28 protein-coding genes and 2 tRNA genes are annotated in these 26122 nt (G+C 72.0%); 15 read left to right on the top strand and 15 right to left on the bottom strand.

From position 1 onward, the window contains the following. Positions 1-15: 15 nt before the first annotated feature. On the bottom strand, positions 16-804 hold the full coding sequence (locus ACGF15_RS12955) for a hypothetical protein (RefSeq protein ID WP_392798522.1): 789 nt from the start codon (positions 802-804) through the stop codon (positions 16-18). Positions 805-1071: 267 nt separating this feature from the next. Here ACGF15_RS12955 and ACGF15_RS12950 point away from each other — a divergent pair, with 267 nt between their 5' ends. Next, positions 1072-1542, top strand: a complete 471-nt coding sequence (locus ACGF15_RS12950; protein WP_392798519.1) for an ATP-binding protein — start codon at positions 1072-1074, stop codon at positions 1540-1542. A 69-nt stretch (positions 1543-1611) separates the two neighbouring features. Here the strand turns inward: ACGF15_RS12950 and ACGF15_RS12945 are convergent, their stop codons facing one another. Continuing rightward, positions 1612-3066, bottom strand: coding sequence for an aminopeptidase P family protein (locus tag ACGF15_RS12945; RefSeq protein ID WP_345612314.1), 1455 nt, complete (start codon positions 3064-3066; stop codon positions 1612-1614). Positions 3067-3204: 138 nt separating this feature from the next. Continuing rightward, positions 3205-4677 carry a PP2C family protein-serine/threonine phosphatase gene (locus ACGF15_RS12940; RefSeq protein ID WP_392798516.1) on the bottom strand — a complete coding sequence of 491 codons (1473 nt, stop codon included), beginning with the start codon at positions 4675-4677 and terminating at the stop codon, positions 3205-3207. Positions 4678-5219: 542 nt separating this feature from the next. Here ACGF15_RS12940 and ACGF15_RS12935 point away from each other — a divergent pair. Continuing rightward, entirely contained in the window at positions 5220-5978 is a 759-nt protein-coding gene (locus tag ACGF15_RS12935; protein ID WP_345612319.1) for a bifunctional DNA primase/polymerase, read from the top strand. A gap of 766 nt (positions 5979-6744) precedes the next feature. Here the strand turns inward: ACGF15_RS12935 and ACGF15_RS12930 are convergent. The 3 genes from ACGF15_RS12930 to ACGF15_RS12920 form a co-directional block, all read right to left on the bottom strand. After that, positions 6745-7737, bottom strand: a complete 993-nt coding sequence (locus ACGF15_RS12930) for a DUF5926 family protein (RefSeq protein WP_345612321.1) — start codon at positions 7735-7737, stop codon at positions 6745-6747. Between the two features lie 212 nt (positions 7738-7949). Then, a complete protein-coding gene (locus tag ACGF15_RS12925) occupies positions 7950-8546 on the bottom strand; it encodes an ATP-binding protein (protein ID WP_392798513.1) in 597 nt (198 codons plus the stop codon). 52 nt (positions 8547-8598) lie between these two features. After that, positions 8599-9414 carry a glycerophosphodiester phosphodiesterase gene (locus ACGF15_RS12920; protein ID WP_345612326.1) on the bottom strand — a complete coding sequence of 272 codons (816 nt, stop codon included), beginning with the start codon at positions 9412-9414 and terminating at the stop codon, positions 8599-8601. Positions 9415-9682: 268 nt separating this feature from the next. Here ACGF15_RS12920 and ACGF15_RS12915 point away from each other — a divergent pair, with 268 nt between their 5' ends. Beyond that, positions 9683-11167 (top strand): S1C family serine protease, encoded by a 1485-nt coding sequence (locus tag ACGF15_RS12915; protein WP_392798510.1) that lies wholly within the window; start codon positions 9683-9685, stop codon positions 11165-11167. A gap of 224 nt (positions 11168-11391) precedes the next feature. On the opposite strand, the gene ACGF15_RS12910 is transcribed toward ACGF15_RS12915, so the two are convergent. Both ACGF15_RS12910 and ACGF15_RS12905 read right to left on the bottom strand, forming a co-directional pair. Next, positions 11392-11706, bottom strand: a complete 315-nt coding sequence (locus ACGF15_RS12910) for a hypothetical protein (protein WP_392798507.1) — start codon at positions 11704-11706, stop codon at positions 11392-11394. Between the two features lie 209 nt (positions 11707-11915). Further along, positions 11916-12302, bottom strand: a complete 387-nt coding sequence (locus tag ACGF15_RS12905) for a hypothetical protein (protein WP_392798504.1) — start codon at positions 12300-12302, stop codon at positions 11916-11918. Between the two features lie 721 nt (positions 12303-13023). On the opposite strand from ACGF15_RS12905, the gene ACGF15_RS12900 reads away from it, so the two are divergent. The 6 genes from ACGF15_RS12900 to ACGF15_RS12875 all read left to right on the top strand — a co-directional run bounded on the left by ACGF15_RS12900 (position 13024) and on the right by ACGF15_RS12875 (position 15956). Next, positions 13024-13173, top strand: a complete 150-nt coding sequence (locus ACGF15_RS12900; protein ID WP_345612336.1) for a hypothetical protein — start codon at positions 13024-13026, stop codon at positions 13171-13173. A gap of 151 nt (positions 13174-13324) precedes the next feature. Continuing rightward, positions 13325-13409 (top strand) — tRNA-Ser (locus ACGF15_RS12895). 287 nt (positions 13410-13696) lie between these two features. Further along, complete coding sequence (locus tag ACGF15_RS12890) at positions 13697-14545, top strand: IS5 family transposase (protein WP_392798501.1); 849 nt, start codon at positions 13697-13699, stop codon at positions 14543-14545. Then, positions 14542-14940 carry a hypothetical protein gene (locus tag ACGF15_RS12885; RefSeq protein WP_392798498.1) on the top strand — a complete coding sequence of 133 codons (399 nt, stop codon included), beginning with the start codon at positions 14542-14544 and terminating at the stop codon, positions 14938-14940. Before ACGF15_RS12890 ends, ACGF15_RS12885 begins: the two co-directional genes overlap by 4 nt. Before the next feature lie 101 nt (positions 14941-15041). Continuing rightward, a complete protein-coding gene (locus tag ACGF15_RS12880; protein WP_392798495.1) occupies positions 15042-15566 on the top strand; it encodes an ATP-binding protein in 525 nt (174 codons plus the stop codon). 249 nt (positions 15567-15815) lie between these two features. Next, positions 15816-15956: a hypothetical protein gene (locus ACGF15_RS12875; RefSeq protein ID WP_392798493.1), complete on the top strand. Its 141-nt coding sequence runs from the start codon at positions 15816-15818 to the stop codon at positions 15954-15956. A 46-nt stretch (positions 15957-16002) separates the two neighbouring features. Here the strand turns inward: ACGF15_RS12875 and ACGF15_RS12870 are convergent, their stop codons facing one another. The 4 genes from ACGF15_RS12870 to ACGF15_RS12855 form a co-directional block, all read right to left on the bottom strand. Further along, the gene (locus ACGF15_RS12870; RefSeq protein WP_392798490.1) at positions 16003-16869 is read right to left on the bottom strand and encodes a GNAT family N-acetyltransferase; all 867 of its coding nucleotides are present in this window, start codon (positions 16867-16869) and stop codon (positions 16003-16005) included. An 88-nt stretch (positions 16870-16957) separates the two neighbouring features. Further along, positions 16958-17122, bottom strand: a complete 165-nt coding sequence (locus tag ACGF15_RS12865) for a hypothetical protein (protein ID WP_392798487.1) — start codon at positions 17120-17122, stop codon at positions 16958-16960. Further along, complete coding sequence (locus ACGF15_RS12860) at positions 17119-18243, bottom strand: radical SAM protein (RefSeq protein ID WP_392798484.1); 1125 nt, start codon at positions 18241-18243, stop codon at positions 17119-17121. Before ACGF15_RS12860 ends, ACGF15_RS12865 begins: the two co-directional genes overlap by 4 nt. A gap of 193 nt (positions 18244-18436) precedes the next feature. Then, on the bottom strand, positions 18437-18766 hold the full coding sequence (locus ACGF15_RS12855) for a hypothetical protein (RefSeq protein ID WP_392798481.1): 330 nt from the start codon (positions 18764-18766) through the stop codon (positions 18437-18439). Positions 18767-19089: 323 nt separating this feature from the next. Here ACGF15_RS12855 and ACGF15_RS12850 point away from each other — a divergent pair, with 323 nt between their 5' ends. Next, positions 19090-20436, top strand: coding sequence for a hypothetical protein (locus tag ACGF15_RS12850; RefSeq protein ID WP_392798478.1), 1347 nt, complete (start codon positions 19090-19092; stop codon positions 20434-20436). On the opposite strand, the gene ACGF15_RS12845 is transcribed toward ACGF15_RS12850, so the two are convergent. Continuing rightward, positions 20414-20947: an NUDIX hydrolase gene (locus ACGF15_RS12845; RefSeq protein ID WP_392798476.1), complete on the bottom strand. Its 534-nt coding sequence runs from the start codon at positions 20945-20947 to the stop codon at positions 20414-20416. The two genes, ACGF15_RS12850 and ACGF15_RS12845, sit on opposite strands and share 23 nt — an antisense overlap. Before the next feature lie 107 nt (positions 20948-21054). Continuing rightward, the gene (locus tag ACGF15_RS12840) at positions 21055-21561 is read right to left on the bottom strand and encodes a hypothetical protein (protein WP_392798474.1); all 507 of its coding nucleotides are present in this window, start codon (positions 21559-21561) and stop codon (positions 21055-21057) included. A 180-nt stretch (positions 21562-21741) separates the two neighbouring features. Between ACGF15_RS12840 and ACGF15_RS12835 the strand changes: the two genes are divergently transcribed. The 5 genes from ACGF15_RS12835 to ACGF15_RS12815 all read left to right on the top strand — a co-directional run bounded on the left by ACGF15_RS12835 (position 21742) and on the right by ACGF15_RS12815 (position 24475). Continuing rightward, a complete protein-coding gene (locus ACGF15_RS12835; RefSeq protein ID WP_392798471.1) occupies positions 21742-22242 on the top strand; it encodes a hypothetical protein in 501 nt (166 codons plus the stop codon). 297 nt (positions 22243-22539) lie between these two features. Then, a complete protein-coding gene (locus ACGF15_RS12830) occupies positions 22540-22803 on the top strand; it encodes a hypothetical protein (protein WP_392798468.1) in 264 nt (87 codons plus the stop codon). A 218-nt stretch (positions 22804-23021) separates the two neighbouring features. Then, the gene (locus tag ACGF15_RS12825; RefSeq protein WP_345612378.1) at positions 23022-23828 is read left to right on the top strand and encodes a hypothetical protein; all 807 of its coding nucleotides are present in this window, start codon (positions 23022-23024) and stop codon (positions 23826-23828) included. A gap of 81 nt (positions 23829-23909) precedes the next feature. Continuing rightward, positions 23910-23986, top strand: a tRNA-Trp gene (locus ACGF15_RS12820). Positions 23987-24223: 237 nt separating this feature from the next. Then, positions 24224-24475 (top strand): hypothetical protein, encoded by a 252-nt coding sequence (locus tag ACGF15_RS12815; RefSeq protein ID WP_392798465.1) that lies wholly within the window; start codon positions 24224-24226, stop codon positions 24473-24475. Between the two features lie 254 nt (positions 24476-24729). Here the strand turns inward: ACGF15_RS12815 and ACGF15_RS12810 are convergent, their stop codons facing one another. Continuing rightward, positions 24730-25626, bottom strand: coding sequence for a chitosanase (locus ACGF15_RS12810; protein ID WP_392798462.1), 897 nt, complete (start codon positions 25624-25626; stop codon positions 24730-24732). Positions 25627-26122 lie beyond the last annotated feature (496 nt).

Genomic DNA, 26122 nt, shown 5'->3' with positions numbered 1-26122 from the left:
TCGAGCGGGCCGCGTTCAGGCGACGAGTGCGAAGGCGGGCGGGGGCCCGCGCCTGATCACCGTGTGCTGGAGTTCCGCGCCGCGGGCCGCGGGCGGGGGGCCCTGCGCGGGGGGCGCGAGGGAGGGGGCCGGAGCCGTGCCGGTGGCACCCGCGCACAGCGCCGCGACGAGCGTCAGCGCGGCCCGCAGCGAGCGCAGCCGGGCCGCCTCGGCCAGCTCCTGCGCCGAGTCGGCGGAGAGCAGCATCAGGCGGACCAGCGCCCGGTCGCCGCGCCGCATGAGCAGCCCCGTGGCCACGGCGGCCAGCAGATGGGCGAGCAGCATGGCGAGCGAGGGCAGTTGCCCCTCCGCGGCGGCCGTTCCGGCGGCGTGGGCGCCGTGCACGGCGTCCGCCGGATCGAAGCCGGCCGTGGTCACGATGCGCCGGGCGTCGGCCGGGGTGAGGGAGGCGGGAGTGCCCCCGCACACCAGCTTGGCGGCGACCCTGATCAGTGCGTCGTCCGCCGTCGGGGCGAGGTGCAACCGGGTCTGGGCGGCCCCGAACAGGCCGTGCAGGCTCAGCTGCCCGCCGGTGAGCACCAGGGCGATGGCGGGCAGCGAGCGCTGCCGCCCCGCGAAGGGCAGGACCAGCGCGAAGACGCCCGCGAAACCCCCGGCCAGGGCCCAGGCCGGCACGCCCTCGCAGGCGGCCAGCGCATGTCCCGTCCCGGACAGCACGACGCAGACCGCGGCGAAGACCGCGGCCCTCAGCAGCCGGAGACCGACCCCGGTGCGTGCGCGGTGCACGACGGACGTGGAGGACATGGCCGGGTCATCATCCCACTGGCCCCGCGGGCCCCGTACGGCAGGTCCCAAAGATCCGGTTTGCCGAGTCCGGGCCGTTACCCGGTCCGTGCCGCCTCGCCCCGGGCCCGGCCGCCGGGAACGCGGGGCGGGGCGGGCGCCCGGCACCGTCCGAACCCCCCGCCGCCCGCCCGCCGAACGGGCGCCGCCGCCGTCTTTGCGGGCGTACCGGCGGGGGGTTCGGGCAATACGTATCGGTATGTCGAGCCGCGATCAGGAGGCTGGAGCATGAGCATCTGGTGGTCCCTGTGCCTGCGGCGTGATGCCGCCAGCGTCCCGCTGGCCCGCCGGCTGTTCCTGGGCACCATGGAGACCGCCGGCGTCGACCCCGAGGTCTGCCACGACCTGTCCGTCGCGCTCACCGAGGCCTGTGCCAACGCGGTCGAGCACGGCGGCGGGACGCCCGGTTCGCAGGGCCCGGAGGAGTTCCGGGTGACGGCCTACCTGGACGGCGAGAGGTGCCGTATCGAGGTGGCGGACTCGGGGCCCGGTTTCACGCCGCGGAGCGTTTCCCCGCACGGCCCGCACGGCCCCTTCGGGCACCGGGCGCCGGCCGACGCGGAGAGCGGCCGGGGCCTCGGCCTCATCGCGCAGCTGGCCGACCACGTCCAGGTCCGCACCGGCCCGGGGCGGGGGGCCGTGGTCAGCTTCGACAAGCTCCTCACCTGGCGGGAGGGCGCCCCGCTGGCGGTGGTCTGAGCCGCGGGGGCGCGCCCCCGGGACCGTCCCCGGGGGCGGGGGCCCGCCGCCTCGTGCGCTTCCCGGCGGTCAGCCCTGGAGCGCGGCCATCCACGCCTCGACCTCGTCGGAGCGGCGGGGCAGCGCCGCCGAGAGGTTCCGGTTGCCGTCCTCGGTCACCAGGATGTCGTCCTCGATGCGGACGCCGATGCCCCGGTACTCCTCGGGCACGGTCAGGTCGTCCGCCTGGAAGTACAGACCGGGCTCGACGGTCAGGCACATGCCGGGCTCCAGCGTGCTGTCCACATAGGCCTCGGTGCGGGCCGCGGCGCAGTCGTGGACGTCCATGCCGAGCATGTGACCGGTGCCGTGCAGCGTCCAGCGGCGCTGGAGGCCGAGCTCCAGGACGCGCTCGACCGGGCCCTCGACCAGGCCCCACTCGACGAGCCTCGCGGCCAGCACCCGCTGGGCGGCGTCGTGGAAGTCGCGGTACTTGGCGCCGGGCCGCACGGCGGCGATCCCGGCCTCCTGGGCCTCGTAGACCGCGTCGTAGATCTTCCGCTGGAGGTCGGTGTAGCGGCCGTTGACCGGCAGCGTGCGGGTGACGTCCGCCGTGTAGAGCGTGGTGGTCTCCACGCCCGCGTCGAGCAGCAGCAGGTCGCCGGAGCGCACCGGGCCGTCGTTGCGCACCCAGTGCAGCGTGGTGGCGTGCGGGCCGGAGGCGCAGATCGAGCCGTAGCCGACGTCGTTGCCCTCGACGCGGGCGCGCAGGAAGAAGGTGCCCTCGATATAGCGCTCGCTGGTGGCCTGCGCCTTGTCGAGCACCCTGACGACGTCCTCGAAGCCGCGGGCCGTCGAGTCGCAGGCCCTCTGCAGCTCGCCGATCTCGAAGTCGTCCTTCACCAGCCGGGCCTCGGAGAGGACGACGCGCAGCTCCTCGTCGCGCTCGGCGGTCACCTTGTCGGTGAGGGCGGCCTCGATCCCGGCGTCGTGGCCGCGGACCACGCGGACCGGGCCGGTCGCCTCCCGCAGGGCCTCCGGCAGCTCGCGGACGTCCCGCGCGGGCAGGCCGAGCAGCTGCTCGGCCTCGGCCAGCGAGTGGCGGCGGCCCACCCACAGCTCGCCCTGGCCGGACAGCCAGAACTCGCCGTTCTCCCGGTCGGACCGGGGCAGCAGGTGCACGGTCGCCTCGTGGCCGTCCGCGGTGGGCTCCAGGACGAGCACGCCGTCCTCGGTCTGGTCGCCGGTGAGGTAGGCGTACTCGGTGGAGGCGCGGAAGCTGTACTCGGTGTCGTTGGAGCGGGTCTTCAGGTTGCCCGCGGGGACCACCAGGCGCTCACCGGGGAAGCGTGCGGAGAGCGCCGCGCGCCGGGCCGCCGCGTGGCCGGCCTGGGCGACGGGCTCCAGGTCGCGCAGCTCGGTGTCGGCCCAGCCCTGGGTCATGTTCTCGGCCAGCTCGTCGGACACGCCCGGGTACAGGCCGTTCTTGCGCTGCTTGATCGGCTGCTCTTCTTCCGGGGTCTCCGGGGTGAGCTCCTCCGCCACGTCTGCCTCCTCGGCCTTGGGGCCGCTCGCGATACGACTCGGGGCCTCCCGGTGGCGGGGTTCCGCTCACCGGGGGGACGGTTCCATCGTATGTGCGGGGGGAAGACGGCCTCGCACGGTCCGGGCGACTGTGAGGAATCAGTCGAAACGGGCGGCGAGCAGCACGGCCTCCTGCGCTCCGCCGGTCCCGCCGCCCCCTTCCGGGAGGAGCGCGTCCATCACGTGGTCGACAAGGGCCGACGGGTCCTCCCGCACGGGCCGCGGTGCGCCCGCCGCCGCCGCGTGGAGCCGCGCGAAGGCCCGGTCCATGGGCTCCCCGGTGCGCCGCAGCAGCCCGTCCGTGTAGAGCAGCACCGTTTCTCCGGGTGCCGGGGACAGCTCCACGCTGGGCGCCTCCCAGCAGGCCAGCATCCCCAGCGGGGCCGAGAGGGAGGTCTCGACGAACGCGGCCCGCCGGTCGCCGACGACCAGCGGCGGGGTGTGGCCCGCGCTCGCCAGAACGATCCTGCGTGCCGCGGGCTCCGCGTAGGCGAACAGCGCGGTCGCCGTACGGGCGGGCTCCGTCAGCCGCAGCAGCAGCTCCAGGTCGGACAGGACGGCGACCGGGTCCTCCCCCTCCATCACGGCGTAGGCTCGCAGCGAGGCGCGGAGGCGGCCCATCGCGGCGAGCGCGCTCGGATCGGAGCCGCCGACCGAACCGACGGCGAGGCCCAGCGCCCCGTCGGGCAGCGGCAGGGCGTCGTACCAGTCGCCGCCGCCCTGCTCGCCCGCCCGGTGCCGGACGGCGAGGGACACCCCCGGCACCCGGGGCAGCCGACCGGGCAGCAGCCCGTCGGCGACCGCGGCCACGGTGGCGCGGGCCCGCTCCAGTTCGAGCAGGCGGGCCAGGTGCCCGGTGGCGTACCTCATGTAGAGGCCGATGAGGTGCACCTGCCGCTCGACGGGCTCGGCGGGCTCGTCGTAGAGCCACACGGCCGCGCCGAGCGTGCCCGACTCCTCGCCGGCCAGGGGGGCCGTGTAGCTGGCCGCGTAGCCGAGGCGCCGTGCCACCTCGCGCTGCCGGGGGTGGAGGTCCTCGGAGAGCAGGTCCGGGTGGGCCACCGGCTCCGGGACCGTGCGGGTCGTGCGGCCCCGGTCCAGCATCGCGCCGTACGCGGTGGCCTCGCGCGGCACCGTCTCGATGTGCCCGAGGTCGGCGCGGCTGAGCCCGAGGCCCCTGGTCAGGGTGCGGCCCGTCTCGGGAGGGAGCGAGCCGTCGAGGGCCGGGTCCCTGGGCGGCTCCAGGACGACCAGGCCGCGGCGGGCGCCGGCCAGGGCCGCCCCCGCGTTCAGCAGTTCCTCCAGCGCGCCGTCCACCGAGCCCGTCCGCGCCAGCCGCTCGGTGAGTTCGTGGAGTGTCGTCAGGTCGGAGACCCAGCCGGCCAGGCGGTCCTGGATCAGGGCGCCGGGGGGAGGGTCGGCGGGGAGCGGGGGGAGGGGTGCGGAAGTCTGCGAGGGGGAGGGCACCATGGAGCTGATTCCGGCCACATTCGGTCGGTGTGGGGCGTTCATCGCCGCCGGCTTTCCGGCAGGAGCGTTTCGCTGAATAGCATCGCAAACCCCTAGGTCCATCTGCGCCGCTACCTATGCATCCACATCTACACGCAGTCGCAAGGTGATGTCCAGCATTGCCCCGGTGGGTTTGATGGTGTTCGTGAGGCTGCTAACTTGGCTGAAAAATGCACCTGATGGGCGATGTCTGCGGTCGACTGAGGGCGTTCGACAGGGGGATCCCGGGCTCTCATCCCGGGGAAGCGTCATGGCAAGCGTGCTGGGTACGTGTACGTAGACGGTGACGGCGAGGGGCAGTTGGTCCGCCCCGGAACCTGACGGCGGGCACAGGCGTCCTCGACGGTCGGGGGCCGTGCCCCATCCGCGACCCGACGGGAGCGTTCCGTTCCGGACGCACACGCCGGGAGCCACCCCTCACCGCGCGTTCCATGGACCTCAGCCGACGTTCGGCCCGGGCGGCACCCCCGCCGCCGGTGGACCGGGTGGCCCGAGCCCCGCGGTACCGGGGGCGGCACGCCGATCAGTGCGCATGTGTACGCACAGTGAATTCATGCACGTGTAGTGATGTGGACCCGGCGTTCAACGGAAAGGAACGAGCGCACATGCGCGAGATCCTCGGAAGGCGACGCAGGCTTCGGCACCGCCCGCAGAAGGGACCCGACCAGCTCGACGCGGCGCTCACCAGCGCCGTCGCCTGGGGCTGGCCCGTCCTGCCGGGTGCGGAACGGAGCACCGCGGCGGACCCGGACGACGACTTCGTCGGGGACGGCGGGCGCGACTGCGCCTGCCCCGACCCCGAGTGCGCCGTACCCGGCGCACATCCCTTCGACCCCGGACTCCTCGCGGCCACCACCGACGAACGGATGATCCGCTGGTGGTGGGGCAACCGGCCGACCGCCCCGGTGATCCTGGCCACCGGAGGCCGTGCCCCCTGCGCGGTGAGCCTGCCCGCGGTCGCCGCGGCCCGCGCGCTGGCCGTACTGGACGAACTCGACCTGCGCCTCGGGCCGGTCGTGGCCACCCCCGAGCGGTGGTCCCTGCTGGTCGCCCCCTACGGCCTGGAGCGTCTCGGGGAGCTGCTCTACGCCAAGGACTGCGTACCCGGCTCGCTGCGCTTCCACGGCGAGGGCGGCTACCTCGCCCTCCCGCCGTCGCTCACGGGTTCGGGGGCCGTGCGCTGGGAGCGTGCTCCCCTGCCGGGCTCCGCCACACCCTGGCTGCCCGACGTGGAGGCCGTCATCGACGCCCTGGTCGAGGCCAGCGTGGAGGAGGGAGGGCCTGCCGAAGGGGACACCCTCCGGCCGCCGGGAGGTCAGGTCCACCCGCCGGAGCCGGGCGAGGGCAGCCGGCTCGCCCACTGAGCGGGGGCCGGCCCCGGGTTCCCGGCCCGGCCTCCCGCAGGGCCCCGGGCACGTACCCCGGGGCCGGCCGCCCTGGAGCCCGGGCCGGCCGCCGATGCCCCGGCGGCGGGTCCGCGCGCGGGCCTCGCATGCGCCCGGCGGGTCCGCGCGTATGCGCCGCCGGCGCTGGTCAGGCCCGGTCAGGCGACGACGTCGTCGGCGGGTCCGCGCGTCCGCGCCGCCGGCCCGCCCGGCGGGAAGGGCGGCGGATGGTACCCGAGGCCGGACGGCCTCCACGGACCGCGCGGTGGGGCGATGTGGGCCGGAACTCGCCGCCCGGGAGCGGCCGGGGCTCCGCGTCGGCCACGGCACCGCGAGGCCCTGCCGGACCGCGCGGATGCCACATGCACGGCGACGGCCCGCCGCCGTGCGGGGAACCGCGTCGATCGGCCTGCCCCGACCCTCCGCCGCGGAATACGGGCGGTCGCCGCCCGGCCCTTACCGACTGCTTGCGGAGTTCACCGCCCCGGAGTTCGACGGGGTCGGCTGCTGCGAGGCGCCGGGAGCAACTCACCGCGGTCCGGCGGGTGTTGGGGCGACCGTTGCGCGCGGGAAATGGAAACGCCCGGTCGCTGGCGACGGGGGATGCACCAGCGACCGGGCTTCCAGAACGGTAACAAGAGATCTGCGTTCCGCAAATTCGATCTCTTGTATTCGGACAGGGATTTACCTTCGCGGAGGACGAGTTGTGACTGGTGTCACCCGCGCCTCCCGGGCCGTGCCGTGCTCAGCTCAGGGTGACCTGGCGGTTGGTGAGACCGCCGCGGGCCCGGCGCTCCTCCGCCGTCAGCGGGGTGTCCTCGGCCAGCGCCGCCGCCAGCCGCTCGGCGAACTCCGCCGCGGGCTTCTCGCAGTCCTCGGCGCCCATCCCGGTCGGCAGGTCCCACACGGGGACGACCAGGCCGTGCGCACGGAAGGAGCCGACCAGCCGGGTGCCCTCCCCGAGCGAGGACGCACCGGCGGCGTGCAGCCGCGCCAGCGCGTCCAGCAGGCGCTCCTCCGGGTGCGGCATGACCCAGCGCAGGTGGTTCTTCTCCGGGGTCTCGCACCAGTAGGCGGAGTCCACCCCGGCGAGCTTCACGGTCGGGATCGCCGCGGCGTTCGCCCGCTCCAGGGAGGCGGCCACCTCCGAGGATGCCTGCTCGGAGGAGTCCGGCACCCAGAACTCGAAGCCGGAGTGCACCGTCGGCTCGAAGGGCGCCTCGGGGTCCAGCAGGTCCTGCAGCCGCGCCGCGCCCTCCTCGGCACGGCCGCCGGTCACCGGCGTCCCCGGCTCGGCCGCCAGCGCCCTGGTCAGGGTGGCGGCGAGATCGCGGCTGAGGTCGCCGGAAGGCGTGTCGTTCTGGAGGCCGAGCAGCACGGAACCGTCGTCCCGGCGCAGTGCGGGCCAGGCCATCGGCAGGACCGTCGCCAGGGTCACGGAGGGCACTCCCTCGGGCAGCCCGTCCTTCAGCGCCAGCCGCACGGTCGCGGCGGGCACCAGTTCGCGCAGCGCCACCCAATCGCACTCCCCGGCCAGGCCCTCGAAGGGGCGCTGGACCAGCTCGGTCACGGAGTGGCTCGCGGCGCGCCCGTGGCACGCCTTGTAGCGGCGGCCCGAGCCGCAGGGGCAGGGCTCGCGGGCGCCCACGACGGGCACGGGCCCGTTCGCTCCTGCGGAGCGTGCCCCGGCCGTGGTCCGAGGCTTCGTCGCCTTCGTCTGGGGGCGCTTCTTGGCCATGGTGTGGCTATCTCCCGATTGCGGCGGTGCGGTGTCGGCGCGAGCCTAGCCGCATGCCGCCGCGCCCGGGGCGCACTACCGGGCAGCGCGCGCGGGAGCACCCCGCGGGCCGCTCCCCGGCCGATCGCCCGCGTGCCCGCGAGCACGCCCCTCGGCCGCTCGCGGTCGGCGCCCCGGGCGCGTCCCGGCCCGGGACCGGGCGCCACGGGCGGTCAGAGGTCGTCGAAGGCGTCCGCGAAGCCGAAGGACGGACTGCCCACCCGTGTCGCGAAGTCCTCCCGGCGGTGGCCCGCCGCCAGGACCACCCAGACGGTGACCTCGCCCCCCAGGCCGTCCCGCACGCCCCACTCCCGGGCCAGCGCCGAGATGATGTTCAGCCCGCGGCCGCCGCGCGCCGTCACCGAGGGCGTCGACGGGACGGGGCGGGTCGGCCCTCCCCCGTCCGTCACCTCCACCGTGAGCCCGCCCGTCCCGTCGACGCGCCAGGCGGCCATCACATCGCCCTCGCCCGCGTCCTCGGCCCCCAGCGGCCTGCCGTGCCGGCAGGCGTTGCTCAAGAGCTCGGACAGGACGAGAACCGCATCGTCGACGACCGAGTCGGATACACCGCCGAGGAGCAACTGCTCACGCATCCGGCGCCGTGCCCGCCCTACGCCGGCAGGGCCGTGGGGCACGGCCATGCTCGACGACGTGGGCACCTCCTGTGCCACCACCAACGCCACCCCCGAGACCTCCTTTGCCCCACGCCACGGTGTGGATGCCCTCCCGGACCGCGCCGGAAACCGGCCAAGCACGCAGGCGTGACGCATTCGACATGCGTGACCACGCAGTGAATGCGCCGGTGCACTCCCCGTGATCAGGTCAGCTGCGGCCCAGCTGGGACAGGACCGTGCCCGGGCGGTTGGTGATGATCGCCTCCACCCCGAGGTCGACGCACAGCTCCACGTCCTCGGGCTCGTTCACCGTCCACACGTGCACCGCGTGCCCCGCCCGCCGCAGCCGCTCCACCACGCCCGGGTGACTGCGGACCATGCGGATCCCCGGGCCGGCGATACGGGAGCCCGCGGGCAGCCGGCCGTCGCGCACCCGGGGCGTGGCGAACTGCATCAGGTAGACCGTGGGCACGGCCGGCGCCGCGGCCGCCACCCGGTGCAGCGACCGCGCGGAGAAGCTCATGATCCGCACCGGGGACTCCTCCGGTGAGGGCGGCGCCGCCAGCCCGAAGCGGCCCAGCAGCGTCAGCAGGCGCTCCTCCACCTGACCGGCCCAGCGGGTCGGGTGCTTCGTCTCGATCGCGAGATCCACCCGGCGCCCCGCGTCGGAGACCAGCTCCAGCAGCCGCTCCAGGGTCAGCACCGAGGTGAGCGAGGGGTCCTTCCAGTCGGGGCTCTCCGGGGCGTCCTTCCAGGAGCCGAAGTCCAGGGCCGCGAGGTCGGCGAGTTCCAGTGCCGAGACGGCGCCGCGGCCGTTGGACGTCCGGTCGACCCGGCGGTCGTGGACGCAGACGAGATGCCCGTCCGCGGTGAGCCGCACATCGCACTCGAGGGCGTCCGCCCCGTCCTCGATCGCCTTGCGGTACGCGGCGAGGGTGTGCTCCGGGGCGTCCTCGGACGCGCCCCGGTGGGCGACGACCTGGATCCCGGACTGGCTCCGGCGGGGCTGAGGTGCTGAGGTCACGGCGTCATGGTGTCACCGGAACGGGGCAGGCGGAGCAGGGGATCCGGCAGCCGCCCGGCCCCGGCCTCCGGACCTCCCGGAGATGCGGGCGTTTCGCCGGAAGTAAAGGATTGCCGCGATACGCACAGGTCCTGCTTACAGTGGCCTGACGTGCGGTGGGAAAGGCTGGTCGGCGGACATGTGCTCAACGTGCCCCGTCCGGCACCGGAGCCCGTCCGCCGGCGCGGGCCGAGCCGTAGACCGATGTGGAATCTGAGGAGAGAGAGCTGTGAGCAGCGAGAACGAGGGCAGCACGGAACCGGCAGCCCCGTCCGTACCGCCTCGGCCGGAGAATGCTCCCGCGACACCCCCCGCCCCCGGCTCCCCGGCGGGCCAGGCCCCCGCGGACCCGGCCGCACCCGGCCCGGAGCCCGTGCCCGGGGCCCACGGGGACCACGCCGCGCCCGTGCCCGGGCCCGACGGCACGGCGACGCCGCCTCCCCACCCCGCGTACCCGACGAGCGCCCCCGCACCGGCCCCGACCGGTGCCCCGCACCAGGCGGGCGGCGCCGGCTGGCCGCCGCCCGCCGGGCTCCCCGGGCACGGCGGGGGTGGCGGCGGGCCCGTGTGGGGCGCGCCCGCCGCCACCCCCGCGCCCCGCCGCCGCCCGGGCGGTCTGGTCGCCGCCGTCCTGGTCGCCGCGCTCGTCGCGGGCGGCGTCGGCGGCGGCATCGGCTACTGGGCCGCCGAACGCAGCGACGGCGGCTCCACCACCGTCTCCGCCGCCGCCCCCCGCTCCCTGGAGCGCGAGCCCGGCAGCGTCGCCGCCGTGGCGGGCAAGGCCCTGCCCAGCGTGGTGACCATCGAGGCCGCGGCGGGCGGCGGTCCCGGAGGCGAGGCCGGTACCGGAACCGGCTTCGTCTACGACAAGGAAGGCCACATCCTCACCAACAACCACGTGGTGGAGTCCGCGGCCGACGGCGGCACGCTCTCCGCGACCTTCTCCGACGGCAAGACCTACGACGCCGAGGTCGTCGGCCGGGCCCAGGGCTACGACGTGGCGGTCCTCAAGCTCAAGAACGCGCCCGCCGGGCTGGTCCCGCTGCCGCTGGGCGACTCGGACAAGGTCGCCGTCGGCGACTCCACCATCGCGATCGGCGCGCCCTTCGGACTGTCGAACACCGTCACCACCGGCATCATCAGCGCCAAGAACCGCCCGGTCGCCTCCGGCGACGGCTCCAGCGGCAAGAACTCCTACATGAGCGCGCTGCAGACCGACGCCTCCATCAACCCCGGCAACTCCGGCGGCCCGCTCCTCGACTCCGGCGGGGCGGTCATCGGCATCAACTCGGCCATCCAGTCGGCGGGCAACGGCTTCGGCCAGTCCCAGGCGGGCTCCATCGGCCTCGGCTTCGCCATCCCCATCAACCAGGCGACGACCGTCGCCCAGCAGCTCATCAGGACCGGCACACCCGTCTACCCCGTGATCGGCGCCACCGTCGACATGTCGGGCCAGGGCGACGGGGCCCGCATCGCGCAGGAGGGCGCGGGCGGCACCGCGCCGGTCACCCCCGACGGCCCCGCGGCCGAGGCGGGCCTCCGGCCCGGCGACGTCATCACCGGCTTCGACGGCGAGCCCGTGGACAGCGGTCCGACGCTCATCAGCGAGATCTGGACCCACAAGCCGGGTGACCGGGTGACCCTCACCTACGAGCGCGACGGCAAGGAGCGCACGGCCGAACTGACCCTCGGCGAACGCAAGGGCGACCGCTGACCCCTTCGGCCACCCCACGCGGCCGGGCGGCCTGCAGCCCGCTCCGGCCCGGCGGGCCGGGCGCGGGTGGGTTGCCCGAGCCGCCCAACGACGTGGTGGTCAACCTGTGGTCAGCCGATCCGTGATCGGTGACGGTGCCTGCCGGTGTGCCCGGTTCGGGCTCGGCTGAGCCCCCGCTCGTGGCGGGGGCTCAGGGGGCCGTACCTGTCTGCCGACCTACCCGGCTAGGGAAGCTGCTTCTTCTCGGCGTAGTAGGCGTAGGCGTAACCGCCGACCTCGGAACCGGTGAGGGCGGCCGAGAATTCGAGAGGACCTGGCTTGGAGGTGTCGATGCTGCGCTGGAAGATGGAGCCGTCACACACCTGGGTCCCCGCAGCCGAGGGCACGTCCTTGTCCGCGGTGGTGAACGTCAGCGCCACCGTGGCGCCACCCGTGCAGGTGAACGCGAACGACACGCTCAGCACGTCGTCCGGCGTGGCGGGATGCGTGTTGCCGAACTGCCGCTCCAGCCCGCCGGACCCGCTGCCGATGGACTCCATGGCGACAATGCCCCTGTCCAGCACAGACTTTGCGGCTTCGGCGGCGGCTGTGTCCGGAGCCGTCGGGGTCGACTCCATCGCGCTCGGGCTCTGCGAAGGCGATCCGGACTGCCCGCTCGGGCTGCACGCCCCTGCACCGAGCAGCGTCGTGACGGACAGCGCGACGGAGAGTCGCCGTACGGCCCTGCCAGCCGCACCACTGACCCGCCTCATGAGTTCTGCCGTCCGATCGACATGTCGCCCTTCCGCGGAGCCCGCGGCTTCTTCTTGTCGACCGTGAAGTACGGCGACCCCTTGACGGTGTACGTCGGCCGATGGTTCACCTCCGGGCAGGCCGCCGCACCCATGTCCCCTTTCCTCTCCTTGGGCTCTTCACCTTCGAACGTGAAGGTGACCGTGTCGCCGACGCCGACGCCGACGCCGACGCCGACGCCGACGCCGACGCCGACGACACGTCCGTCGTCCAGGACGATCTCCGCGCCCTCGGCCGGAGTCGGCTCGTCCACCGGAGCGGCGGCGCTTGCGCCGGCTCCTGCGAGCAGAACGGCGCCGGCGGTTATGAGAGGCAGCGCGGTGCGCATTGCGATGCGGTTCATGTGTCCCCCGTCTTGTAGGTGAGTTGAGATGGCTCCTGGTCAGGGAGCCGCAACCCGTCACCCTGAGCGATGGGAAGAAGAAGGCTCTGGGTGATCTGTGTGCGCTGTTCCTACCGCGCTCCGTTGAGAGACGCAATCACCAGGTGATGCGGATCACGCGCCTGGGTCGCACGTGGCTTCACTGGTGCTGAGCCAGCTCAAGCGAACCTCAGGTCATGGAGGGTGCAACGACTTTCCCCGCACCGGGAAGCGGCGGCTTTCCGTTGCCGTGCGTGATCAGTGGCAAGTCTTCGGTAGAGATGTACAAAGCTGCGACATCAATGAGCTCGTTCGCCTTGTGCTGCCGGCCTCGCAGGATCTTGGCGTAGAAGCGGAAGAGGACCGTGAGGCTGTGGCCGGCCCGGCGGCCGGCTTCGGCCGGGTCGACACCGGCCCTGATCCAGAGCGATACGCAGAGCCCCCTTCTTGCCCTTCAGCGTGAGCGAGATCGCCTTGAGCGCGGGGCGGAGCTTGCCCGGCGCGGCCAGGTCCTCGACCTTGAGCGAGTTCGCCGCGATCCAGTCGCGCGGCAGCGACCTCCTCCGGCGGCTCATGGACGTCCTTCCTCGGCGTCCACTCGCCCTTGTCATCCCTGACCATCTGGAATGCCCGGCTTCGCAGGGACAGGCGGACCGTCCTGGCCTCCGGCGCTCCCGTCCGGCTCGTCGTAAGCGCCGGAGTGATGTCGGCCAGAGCCTCGGCGATCAACGCCTTCCACGAGCCGGCTCGCGTCGACCTCGGCGTGGATGGCAGCGTCTCCGGCGAGCAGCACCCCGAGCGGGACCTCCTGCTGCCCTCCGCGCGTCGCGAGGACGGCGCGCAGGCGTCCTGACTCCGAGGCTCGTCCGGCGCGTGGCAGACTCCTGGAAGCCGCCTCCGTGGTCAGCTACGGCCGCCGTGGTCAACCTGTGGTCAGACTTCCCTGCACGAGGCGTCCAGCCGGTAGGCTGTAGCCCGCTCCGCAGCAGGTGAGGCGGGGCGCGGGTGGGTTGCCCGAGCGGCCTAAGGGAACGGTCTTGAAAACCGTCGTGGCGCAAGCCACCGTGGGTTCAAATCCCACACCCACCGCTTGCAGGTCAGAGAACGTGCTGATCAGAAGGGGTGTCCCGATCCAGGGGCACCCCTTCGCCGTTGGGTCTGTCTCACTCTGAATCGCCTGTGTCCCGCTTCGGATCATCGTGTGTGGAGCAGGCGTGGACCGCCGTGGGCGATTCAGGTGGCGGGAGGTGAATCGGGCGAAACCACGCTGTGAGAGGGCGGTTCGTGACTCTTTGAGCGCCTCTGTCATCGCCTGATGGTGTGGATGCGGGGCGGAATCCGCTGGTCCGTAGCCGCCCGTCTGCTGGTGTGATGATGTGAGCGAACGCAAGCCCTACCCCAGCGACTTATCGGACGAGCAGTGGGCGTTGATCGAGCCGGTGATCACCGCGTGGAAGGACCGGCACCGCTCGGTCAGCGGCCACCAGGGCGCCTACGCGATGCGGGAGATCGTAAACGCGATCCTCTACCAGGGCCGAACCGGCTGCCAGTGGGCCTACCTCCCGCACGATCTGCCGCAGAAGAGCGCGACGTACTACTACTTCGCCGCCTGGCGGGACGACGGCACCGACCAGGTCATCCACGAACTCCTGCGCTGCCAGGTCCGTGAGCGGGCCCGCCGATTAGAGGACCCGACCCTGGTGGTGCTGGACACCCAGAGTGTCCACGCGGCCGCCGGGGTCCCCGCCTCCACGACCGGCCGGGACCCGGCGAAGAAGGTGCCGGGCCGCAAGCGGGGACTGGCCGTGGACGTGCTCGGCCTCGTCATCGCCGTCACCGTCCTGGCCGCGAGCGCGCACGACAACGCTGCGGGCATCGCCCTGCTGAACCAGGTCGCCGAGAACGCTGGCGGCACCGTCGAGAAGGCGCTGGCCGACCAGGGTTTCAAGAAGGCCGTGGTCGACCACGGCACCGCACTCGGCGTCGACGTGGAGATCGTCGAACGCAACCCGCAGGACGCCGGCTTCGTCCCACAGTTGAAGCGGTGGAGGGTCGAGCAGACCTACGGGATCCTGATACTGCACCGGCGCCTGGTCCGCGACTACGAGCACCACCCGGCCTCGTCCGCCTCCCGCGTCTACTGGGCCATGACCCAGGTCATGGTCCGCCGCCTCACCGGTGCGAACACCCCGACCTGGCGCGAGGCGCAGGCGGTGAGCACGTGAACATCCAGCCCCTGCTCGACGCGCTCGGCATCCAGGAGGACGTCGCCCGGGCCATGGCCGACGAACTCCGCACGCAGCTCGACAAACTGCAGGCCCGGCTGCGGGAGGCCGAGACCCACCTCGAACACCTCGCGATCACACGCAAGACCGTCACCGCCCTCGCCGACCGGCTCCCAGCCGTCCCGCCGGACCTGCCCGAGCACCCGGACTACCCCCGCATCCTGAGTGTCTTCAACGACGTGACCGGCCCACTGCGGGCCCGGGACGTGTGCGAAGCCCTCGCCCACGAACTGCTGCCGAAGAACATCGAGGGCACCCGTTCCAAGCTGAAACGCCTGGTCAAGCTCGGTATCCTCACCGAGGCCGACGCCGGCAGCTTCACCAGGAAGCAGTAGCCGCCGAGCACTGCGACGAGCAGCCCCACACCAGCCTCATCAGTGAGCAGATCTCTGCTGTGTCTGTTCCTGCGGGCCGCACGACGCTAGCGTCGAGTCTCATGATCGTATGGCTCAACGGCACCCATGGCGCGGGCAAGACGACGACCAGTGCGCTCGTGCAGCAGCTGATCCCGGATTCACGGGTGTTCGATGCTGAGAAGGTCGGCGAGACGCTCATGGACATCACGCCGGGGTTGCCCGCTACGGACAACTTCCAGCATTGGCCGCCATGGCGGCCGCTCGTGGTCGAGACCGCCCGACGTGTTCTCGACTACACCGGCGGCACTCTGGTGATGCCCATGACTGTCCTGGTCGAGCAGTACTGGCGCGAGATCACCTCCGGCCTTGCTCAGCATGCCATTCCGGTCCGGCACTTCGTCCTCCATGCCGACCCGGACACCCTCCGCGGGCGGATCACGGGCGACACTGTTCTCGGCCCCAACTCCCCGTTCCGTCTCCAATATCTTGAGCCGTACGCCGAGGCGGCCCGCACCTGGCTGCACGCCGAGGCCGAGGTCGTCGACACCACACACCTCACGCCCGCCCAGGTCGCCCTGCAGATCGCAGAGGCCGTCAAGAGCTGACGCAGAACGACCTGCCGACGTCAAGCCTCACAGGTGCCGAGAAGCCTGCCCACGTGAACAACCAGCGTGCTTCGGCTCAATCGGGAAACGGTCAACACCTCACGAACCGCCCTCTGAGTACCCGGCCGTGGATCGTGGACGATGACCTGTGGGCGCTGATCGAGCTGCTGATGCCGCCCTTGCCCGGGAAGGCTCCCGGCCCGCGGCCGGTGCCGGACCGGCCGTGCTTGCAGGGCATCCTCTACGTGCGTGCTGCACAACAACATCGCCTGGCAACCGCTGCCCCTGGAGTTGGGATTCGGCTCGGGACGGACCTCTCAGGCCGCGACGACGTCCATCACGCACGCCTGCAACGCACGACGAGGCGCGGTGATGCGGCGGATCACCTGAGAGGCACTGGACTGGTTGTGACCTCGCGGCGTCCTAGGTCCGGTGGTTACGCCGCTGTGGTGTGGGTGAAGCCGAGGGAGGCCGATCCTTCGGTTTGGCACAGTCGGTCGGAGGGGCCGCCGATCTCGGTCTGGAGGAGTTGGTAGGCGGCGCCGTGGGACTGGCCCCAGTGCATCGCCGCCCGCCACAGGATGCGTCCCAGGCCCTGGCCTCGGGCCTCGGGCAGGACGGCGAAGTACTGGGGCATGAGCTGGGGGCGTTCGATGGCGTCGGGTTGGATCTCCATGGGGCCGATCGCGCCCACGATGCGGTCCTCGACAGTGGTGGTGAGGACCGGACCGCATCGGCCGGCCTGCATCCGGGTGTGGAGGAAGGTCAGGCCATCGCCCGCCATGGCCTCGGCGAACGGCGCGAAGCTCTCCTGCGCGGCAGTCGGCCAATCGGTGACGGGCCGGACCGGGCCGTGGGGGGCGGGGCAGGGGGCGGTGGTGAAGTCCTTCAGCTGGATGCGGGTGCCGCGCGGGTGCGGGGTGTCGGGGCCGAGGGGGCGTACGACTCGGGCGCCGACCACGTCGTGTACGGAGGCGAGCTTGGCTGCCAGCTCGGCGGCCTCCTCCACGACGCTGTCGCGGATCCCGTAGGCGAAGACCTTCACGGTGCCGCGTCCGCGCCGGGTCAGTGTGGGGATGAGGGTGTGCTCGGGCTGGTGGACCACGTCCTCGCGGAGGGCCTTCTCGTCCTTCTCGCCGCCCCAGCGCCGGTCCTTGTCGTAGGGCAGGAAGTCTCCGGTGTCGGCAGTCCGCAGGACGTCCTCGAAGATCCCGACGGTCAGGGCATCGGGGTGGACGGGACCGAGAGTCGGCACGATCGGCGCGGTCAGTTGGGGCCGGAGCCAGTCCCAGCGGAAGAACATGGGCGGCACCCTAGCGGTGGGACGGGCAGGGCTCAGGCCCCGACGCGAGGACGCCGGGGCCTGAGCGGAGTTGACCGGATCGTGTCGGTCAGTGGGGGTTGTCGTCCCCGGCGTCGCAGGAGCACTCCGCGCTCTCCACGATCACGTCGAGGTCCTGGACAGCGGTGATCGACGCGGTCGCGACGGGCGGGGCCGCGCGGCGGGCCGAGGCCGGGAGGCCTGGGAGGATGCTCACCGGTACGGGCGGGGTCATGAGGCGTTCTCCTTGTCTCCGTGCTGGCAGTAGCTGTGCAGCGGCGCCTTCGCCTCCTGGTAGTGCTTGGCCAGGGGGCGGCAGACCCGGCAGGTGCCGGACAGGGCGCAGCCCTCGCACCCACCGGTGCGAAGCATGAGGCGGTCGGCGATGGCCCCGAGCCGGGTGAGGCCGTCGATGCCTTCGGCCATGAGGTCGATCTGGTCGTCGCGGCCGACCTTGCAGATCGACACCTTGGCGTGGGGGTCGGCGTGGAAGAAGGTGTGTCCCGCGTTGCAGCCGGCGAACGGCTTGCGCTGTCGCAGGTGGGCGGCGGACTGTGCGAGCAGCGGTTCACCGCCGCCGTAGATCGTGGGCGTCATGTTCGTGTACGCGTGGTTCTCGACGTTCCATTCGTCGGCGAGGGCGGCCATCGCGTCGGCCTCGTCAGCGTTGTCCTCGGTCACCACGACGTTGATGCGCAGCGGCAGCCCCGCCTCACGGGCGGCGTCCATGCCGCGCCGGAACGACTTCCACGCCCCGCGGCGCTGGGTGAGCGTGTCGAAGGACTCCTCACTCGCCCCGTACATGCTGGCCACCAGGCGGTAGGGCGGGCAGTCGCGGAAGAGCTTGAGGAGGTCGGGCCGCCAGAGCAGTGAGCCGTTGGTGGAGATGGTGAGCATCATCCCGGCCTGCCAGGCGTACCGGTAGGCACCTTGAAAGTGGGGATCCATGGTGGGCTCGCCGCCGGTGATCTGGAGCCAGAGGACACCGGCCTCACGCATGATGTCCAGCAGTCGCACCTTGTCCTCCCAGCCGAGGCCGGAGAAGGGCCGTTCGCCGAGATAGCAGTGCTTGCAGCCGAAGTTGCAGCCGAGGTTGATCTCCCAGGAGGCCCGGCAGTAGCCGTACGGGGACGGCTCGCGCACCAGCACCGTGCCCTGCACGGGTCGGCCGCCCAGGTCCAGGCCCCACACGTCGGCGGCGGCCTGCACCACCCAGGCGGGAAGCGACTCACCGTCGGCAGCGGCCTGGCGCAGGCCCTCGAAATGGTCGGCCGAGATGCGGGCGCCGGCCCTTGCTCCCGGCTTGAGGAGAAGGTGTCCGTCGAGGAACGGGGAGGCGATCAGAGCGTGGGCCATCGGTGGCCCTCCTTCCGGATCATGGAGCGGGACAGCACACGGGACTCCTGGCGGCCGGCGTGGCAGTGGATCTCGCCAAGCCCGTTGCAGGTGCCGCAGGTTCTGCCCGACGAGTTGGCGCCGCTGCCACCGCAGTCCCCGCACTGTTCGTTGCGAGGCGAGCGAGGGCGCCGGGTCTTGTGCGGGCCCGCGATCAGCTGGTGCACGAGACCTCCTCCAGGGCGTCTTCCCAGGTGTGCTGCACTGCGTGGTCGGCGAACAGACAGCAGTCCTCGCCGTCAGGACCCGGGGCGGCCACCGGGCAGTCCGGCAGTACGACCAGTTCCACCTCGTCCGCCCCGTGCCAGCGGAGCCACAGCGCGGTCCCGTACGCCACGGCGTCGGTGAGGAGACCGAAGTGCTCACCCTCGTCGTGCGCGGACAGTTGACACTGCACCGCCCTGTCGATGTACGCGGCGGCCGACTTCTCCCGCGCTTCCCGTGCCAGGTCGAGGGGCACCCGGCGCCAGTGCACGCACCGCATCACGACACCGTCCGGCAGGACCTGACGGCATTTCGGGCCTGCTGCGAGCACCGGGGGCAGACGCAGGGCGGGTAGCGGCCCGGGTTCTCCGGGACCACCGGGTCCTCGCCCACACGTACCACCATGCGGGGCCCCCACGTCTGGCCGGAGTCGCGGGAGACCCGCAACGTCATCCGTACGTCGTCCTGTCCGTTCGCCATGGTCAGGAGCATCGCGATCCGCGGGCCCGGCCAGAAAGGCCAAGCGGTCTACCCAGCTTGGGTAACATCACCCTCGGTTGACCAAGTGCAGCGATCCGTAGTCCTCATGCCGGAGCGTGCCCGATGCCCGAGCCGTCCCGCTCGAAGGAACTCCCGGTCAGCCTGCTCACGCACCCTGTGATGATCGAGGCATGCCAGGTCAGAGACTTCGGCCGCATCTTTCAGCTGGTCAAGGCACGAGCAGGCATCTATCCGTCGATGATCGCGCGCCGCTGCGACCTGACCCCGAGCCGCGTGGGCGAGGTGATCGCCGGACGACGGCAGTTGCTGCACATGGACGTGGTCGAACGGATCTCCGACGGACTGCGCATCCCCGGACACATGCTCGGCCTTGCCCGACGCGTCTGGGAGACGCCGCCCAGCCTGACGGTCATGCCCGACGAACCGGCCGAGGTGCCGAGCTCAGCCGGCGAACCGCTGGTTGCCGGACTGCCGGGGGCGGACGTCGACAGCATCCTCGCCCTGGCGGCCGAGCGGGACCTCAGCGCGTCGACGCTGGACGCGCTGCGTTCGTCGATCGCGGACTACTGGCGCCGGGACGACGAGCACGGCGGAGAGACCTTACGGCCGGCGGTCGTCGGCCAGCTCCGCTACGTCGTCGAACTCCTCAAGGAGCAGCGTCCGGCTCCTCTACGGGACGGCCTGCACAGCATCGCGGCCGAGTTGGCCCGGCTCACCGGATGGACCTACTTCGACGCCCGCCAGTACCACCAGGCACGCGCCTACTTCACCGAATCCCTCGGCCTGGCCAAGGTCATCGACGACCGCCGGTTCATGGCCAACGTCCTCGCCTGCATGAGCCTCCAGGCCACCTACCAGGACAAGCCCGGCGACGCCCTCGCACTCGTCACGGCCGCCCAGGACCAGGCCCGAGCCGCCGCGGGGACGACACCGCGCGTGTTGGCCATGCTCGCGATGCGCGAAGCCTTCGCCCACGCCACCCTCGGCAACCCCGGCGCGACCCACACCGCGATCTCGGAAGCCCACACCCAGTTCGGCCGGATCAGCAGCGGTGATCCGGACCCGGCATGGGTCGCCTACTTCGACGAACCGAAGCTGATCGTGGACACCGGCATCGCGCACGGCCGCCTGGGCGAAGCCGCCCTCGCCGAACCCCTCATCGCGGACGCCCTCCGCCGCGAACACGCATCGAACCACCGGGGCCGCGCCTTTCACGCCTTCTGGCTCGCCCGCACCCAGCTCCAACGCGGCAAACTCGACCAGGCATGCCACACGGCCATGGACGCCCTGGCCCCGGCAGCGGCCGTCAGCTCGCAACGAGTCGCCGGCCACCTCCGGGAGTTCTACGAGCAGTTGGAGCCCTTCCGCCGCGAACCGGCCGCAGTGGCGTTCGAGGCCCGGCTCCGGGAGGCGCTGCCGCGTCAGGTCAGCGGATCGCCTCGTTCATGAGCAGGTAGAGCAGCCCCACGAGGGAGCCGCTGCTGACGATCTCGCGGCGGTCGATCATGCCCCGTACGTCGGCCAGCGGGATCCACTCGATCCGGTCCGACTCGTTCTTCTCGGCCGGCGGACCCTCGTACGTCGCTCCGTCGGCCCGGAAGACGTGGTGCTGGGAGTCGGTGATGCCATTGGCCGGCTCGGCGTAGATCAGCGGCTTGATGGGGCCGGGGCGCCAGCCGGTCTCCTCCAGCACCTCACGGGCAGCCGCCTCGGCCGGTGTCTCGCCCTCTTCGACCAGGCCCATGGGCAGCTCCCACGCCCAGGCGTCCGTGATGAAGCGGTGCCGCCACATCATCAGCACCTCGCGTCGCTCGTTGACGACAGCGGCCACGGCCAGGTGCCGGAGCTTGACGACGTGGTGCTCCCAGCGGTTCCCGTCCGGCGTCTCGACGTCGGTGAGCCACAGGTTCACCCAGCTGTTCTCGTAGATCGGACGTTCCCCGTGGATCTTCCACTGCATCGCTGCGGCCCCTCTCGATCGGCCTCCAGCATCGCAGAGCAGCGGCTAACTGGGGTTGGGTTCGACCACGTTTCACGTCAGGCTGACGAATACTGGCGCCCCTGTTCTTACGAGGTCGCAACCCCATGCGGGAGCTCGCACGAGTCGTCCCTCATATGCAGGCGCCGGAGGTCCTGCAGTGCGGCGGCAGGGAAGGGGTGCTGTACCCACTTGGCTCGGTATCCGTCCTCACCGTGTATCCGGAGTACGTCCTGTGCCGCCTCCACGACAGCGTGGCTCAGAAGGGCGCGGGGCTGTTTCGACCGCCACACAAGCTTTCCTTCTGAGTCCGCCATGTCAAAGCTCGTGGACATGTCCGGAAACTCGTAGATCGCGATGCCCACATCCGAATCCTGACCTCGAAGGACCCACCTCACCTCAGCGGGTTCGAGGTCGAATGAGACCCTCTGGACAGAGGTGGGGCCGTAGAGACCCGCCACGCGATGGATCAGGTCGGCGAGTGCGTCGGTGCAGTAGCTGACGAAGTGCCTCTGCTCGGAAGCGCTGTCCGCGATGCGGCATGTGGCCCAACCGGTTCCGCTGAGCTCCCAACTGAACTGGAGATCACCTGGCACCGTCCCCCCTCCCCGAGATTGCCTGCGAAGACGGTACAGCGGAGGTACTGCTGTCGCGTGCGGGGTGTGGTCGGCCGGGTGTCTCAGCGGAGTTCTGGGTGCCTGGGTCAGGTAGTTCGGCATCCAGCTCATGAAGTAGCCCCATCCCAGTGCTCAGCTCTCTTGGCCCAGGTGCTGTCAGTGGCCGCTGTTAGCGTCCGGCCGCTCTGGAAGAGCGGTGCGGGGAGGGGCCGGTACATGGGCGCGTCGGGGTGGGACTACTCGGTGCCGTATCAGGAGGATCTCGTCGGGGCGTTCGATGCGCTGCGGCGGAAGGTCTTCGAGGAGCGGGAGTACTACTGGGTTTCGGGCGCTGACTGGAGGCCGGAGAAGGAACGGTTGCCCTGGCCCGAGACCGAGGAGGAGTTGTGGGCTGACGAGATGGCCCAGGAAGCCGGGACGCACTCGATTCTCGACATCTTCCGGATCATCGGGCCGGACGAGGAGCCGGATTGGTCCACGATGAAGCAGGTGACCGAGGACGAGGCGCTGTGTGTCCTGGGCACGCGGAAACTCACCCGGGCGCACGTGCCGAGGCTCGAGGAGTTCGACCACTGGCGCTGGTACGGGCGGTGTGCCGTGCTCCATGACGACCAGGGGGAGCCGCAGGAGATCTACTTCTGGGGCTTCTCCGGCGACTGAGCCGACCCAGTGGACCAGGTGTGGACCGCCGGAGGCGGCGATGGGCCTGGAGGGCGGGGAACCAGCAGGTCAGCGACAGGGGGACGCTTCCCCCAGCACCCGTCTCCGTGGTTTCGCATCCCACCCCACCGCATGTGAACGGCCCCTGACCAGGTGACATGGTTGGGGGCCGCTTGTACGTCATTCGTCCGTGGCAGACCGCGACTCCCCGCTGTTCCCCCTTCGGGTCGGGCACGCGAGGGCTTCATCTCGCAGGGCGGTGGCATGCGCTGAACTAGGGCGCGGCAGACTGCCGCCATGTGGATACCCGTTGCGGCGGCGACGCTGCTCGTCGTGCTCGCGTCGGCCTCCGCGATCGTCCAAGCACGCAAGGGCCAGTGGTGGACCGCTGCCGCGCACTTTCTGCCGTCCCTCGGTGTGGCGGCGTTGCTTGGTGGCTTGGAGTGGTCGCGTACGTCGCTCTTCTGGCTGGCGGGCATGTTCGTAGTGGCCGGCCTGGGCGCCGAGGTCGTGGCCTACTGGAGATCTCGGAGGTCTGCGCGCGAGCGGGCGGGCCAGTGAGTGCGAGCCGACCGCCCCGGCCACCGCGGGCTACCGTCCACGGCATCGGGTGTGCTCGCTCAGCCCCGCGTCCCGGAAAGCCGAGCCCGCGGTCCCGTACCCCGCGGTCCGCACGCGTCGACGCTCCCCCCGATCCCGTGCCGCCGGGCGGGTGGACGACACTCGGAGGTGGCGGAGAGCCCGCACGTCACCGCCCTGAACCGACACGAAGGCTGAGCATGCGCGTCACGATGGACACCCGACCCGGTGGAACGGCCCCCAACGAGGACTGGGTGGCCGGTACACCCGCGCTCGCCGTGGTGCTGGACGGACTCAGCACCGCAGGGCTCGACACGGGATGCCGTCACGGAGTGCCCTGGTACGTGTCCCGCCTCGGCAGTCGGCTGCTCGCCGAGCTGGCCGATCCGGAGGTCCCGCTCGCGGGCGGTCTGGCCCGCGCACTCGGGCAGGTGGCAGCGCTCCACCCCGACTGCGACCTGGGCAACCCGGGCACCCCTTCGGCAACGGTGGCCGTCCTCCGGCAGCGTGACGGCTTCCTCGACCACATGGTCCTGGCCGACTCCCCCGTCGTCCTCGAAGGACAGGACGGGGTCACCGTCGTCACCGACCTCCGCGTCGACGAGGTGCTCCCCGAACTGCGCGCCGAGGTGGAGCAGTACGAGACCCACACGGCCGAGCACCGGGAGGCCGTTCAGCGTTTCGTGACCGCCCAGCGGCAGACCCGCAACGTCCCCGGCGGTTACTGGGTCGCGGCGGCCGATCCGGAGGCGGCGGACCACGTGATCACGGGGAGCACTCCGGCCGGTGGCGTACGGGCGGCCGCGGTCCTGTCCGACGGTGCCTCGTGCCTGGTCACCGGGTACGGCATGGCGACGTGGCCCCAGGTCTTCGCCCTGCTCCGGGCCGGAGGGCCGCGTGAACTCATCGACACCGTCCGCAAGGTCGAGGCCACGGACCCCAACGGCCGGCGATGGCCGCGCTACAAGTCCGGGGACGACGCGACCGTGGCCTTCTGCGAGTGGTGAGCGCGGGGCCGGCCCGCGTCGCCGAGTGAGATATCGAGTGGTGTGCCCGCAGCCGGACATGGGAGACTCTCGGCACACCGAAGGGGTGTAGCTCAGATGGCCAGAGCGCCGGTCTCCAAAACCGGATGTCGCAGGTTCGACTCCTGTCACCCCTGCCATACGGGCGGCCCGTCCTCCGGTGCAGGACGCGATACCGGACGGCGACGGCCGCCCCTGCCTCGCGGACGGCTTCGCCGCCGAGCCGGGGGAGCGCGGCGGTGAGGCGCGTTCGCCGAGAAGAGGAGTGAGGGCGGCTCAGCCGCCCCGGGTGCCGGAGCCGTACCGGGCCGAGGGGCACGCGGGCGGGCAGAGCAGGCGGGGCGCGGGTCGCGGCCGTGGTCGTGACGGGGGGAGACGTGGACAAGGGCTGGCCCGAGCGCTGGTGGACGACGGCGCTCTGCGCGTTGGCACTCGCCGGTCTGGTGTTCTACGACGTCTGGAAGGTCGTGGAGAACCTCGCCGGGCCGCGTGTGGACGGCTGGGACCTGCTCGGCCGGTGCCTGGGGGGCAGCTTGTTCGCGCTCATGGCCGTGGCGACCGCTCATCGTGCGGTCGTCCTCCGCCGTGGCGCGGGAGCCGTCGGCGCCGGGACGCGGGCCGAGGGCTGAAGTCCGCGCCAGGGCATGCCGGTTCCCGCTCGTCCGGCCGCAGGGGGAGCATGCTCGGCGCGCTTCGGCCGGCTCCCCGAGGGCCGTGGGACCGGGTGGGCGGTGGGTGAGAGGCCCCGGGCCTGTGGCCCTCGGCACCGGGAGATCCCGGCACGAGGGACCGGGCCCGTCCGTGTGGCACGAGGGACCGGGCCCGTCCGTGTGGCACAAGGGACCCGTGCGGTGGGGCCGGGCAGTGGGAGCCGTCCGGCAGGTCACGCCGTGTACGGCGTGCCGTACATCCTCCACTCCAGCGGCGTGTCGAGAGACAGGTTGCCGTTGTGGAGGAACTGCCGGAGGGCCGTGTCGACCCGGCTGGTGTCGCTGTCCGGGCGCTTCGCCCCGATGGCCTTGCGGTGCACGTCGAGGAAGGCGTCCAGGTACTCCTTCTCGGAGCCGCCCTCCGCGGGGGTGTCCGCTTCCGCCAGGGCGCGTTCGCGCAGGTCGTAGAAGCCGTTCGCGGCCGTGTCGGGACCGTGGAAGACCATCGCGTCGTAGTAGACGAACTGCCCCAGGGTGCCGAGGCCGTCGAGCTTGGCCAGCTGGACCGCCGGGTCGAAGTACACGCGGTCGCGCTCCGACTCCTGGGCCTCGCGGAAGGCCTTGACCTCCGCCTCGGCCTCCCAGGCAGCGGTGAAGCCGGGGTCCAGGCCCTCGTGCGAGTCCGTGCCGTCCACCGCCCGCAGGGCGGGCAGGTAGCGGGCGAGGCCGTTGCCGGGGTGGGCCTCGGTGTAGCGCTCCACGAGGGTGAGCAGATCGTGGGTGCCCGTGCAGAACCCGATGATTCCCGCGGTATAGCCCTTTCCGTCACCGATGTCCTTGATGGCACCGTATGTACTGCGCCATTCCGCGGTGGAGTTGACGGCCGTCGCCACGAACCGCTGCGCCAGCTCCTTCTTCGCGGGCGCGGCCAGGCCGGGGGGCAGGTCCGCGATCGCCTGGTCGTCCGGGTTCTCGGCGGACTCCTTGGCCTCCTCGCGGACTCCCGGGGTCGCGGACGCGGCAGGTTTGCTCAGCGTGTCGCTCTCCGAATGTGCGGGTGCGAAGAGGTAGGCCACCGCCGTCAGACCGACGGGGAGGGCCGCGAGGAGCAGGCATCCGGCGCGTTTCATGGCGGTCAGGGTAGCCCCGGACCTCGCACAGGCATCCGAGGGGCGCCTCTCCGCTCCGGTGGGCCCGGGTGCGGCCCGGCCAGGGGCGCGCGGCGGGAAGCGCGGTCGGCGGGCCGGTGGCGGGCGGGCAGGGGCCGCTGTTCGGGTTCTGCTCGATCAGCGGTCTTCGGTCGGCCGGTTTCCGGCCACACCTGACGCTTCACCGAAAATTCACAACTCGTGGAAATGTCCCCCCCACAGGTCCATGCGCTACCCTCATGGCCCCCGGGCACAGTGTGACAGAGGGGGCGTTCGAACCGTCCAGGTTCGTTCCTGTGAACAGGTACGTCAGCCCGGGAGCGTACGACGCGCCCGATCGGTGTCCATGGGGATGTGCGTCGGAGTGGAAAAGTGGCTTGATCATGGTCAACCGGGTCGACGGGATGTCGGCCGGAGGAGTGACCGTGAGGCCGGTTGGTCGGATGATCGCACCGCGTCACCGGGGCCGGGCGGCCCG

Source organism: Streptomyces sp. NPDC048001 (assembly GCF_043203115.1).
GTDB lineage: Bacteria > Actinomycetota > Actinomycetes > Streptomycetales > Streptomycetaceae > Streptomyces > Streptomyces sanyensis.
This window is presented reverse-complemented; position numbering and strand designations above follow the sequence as displayed.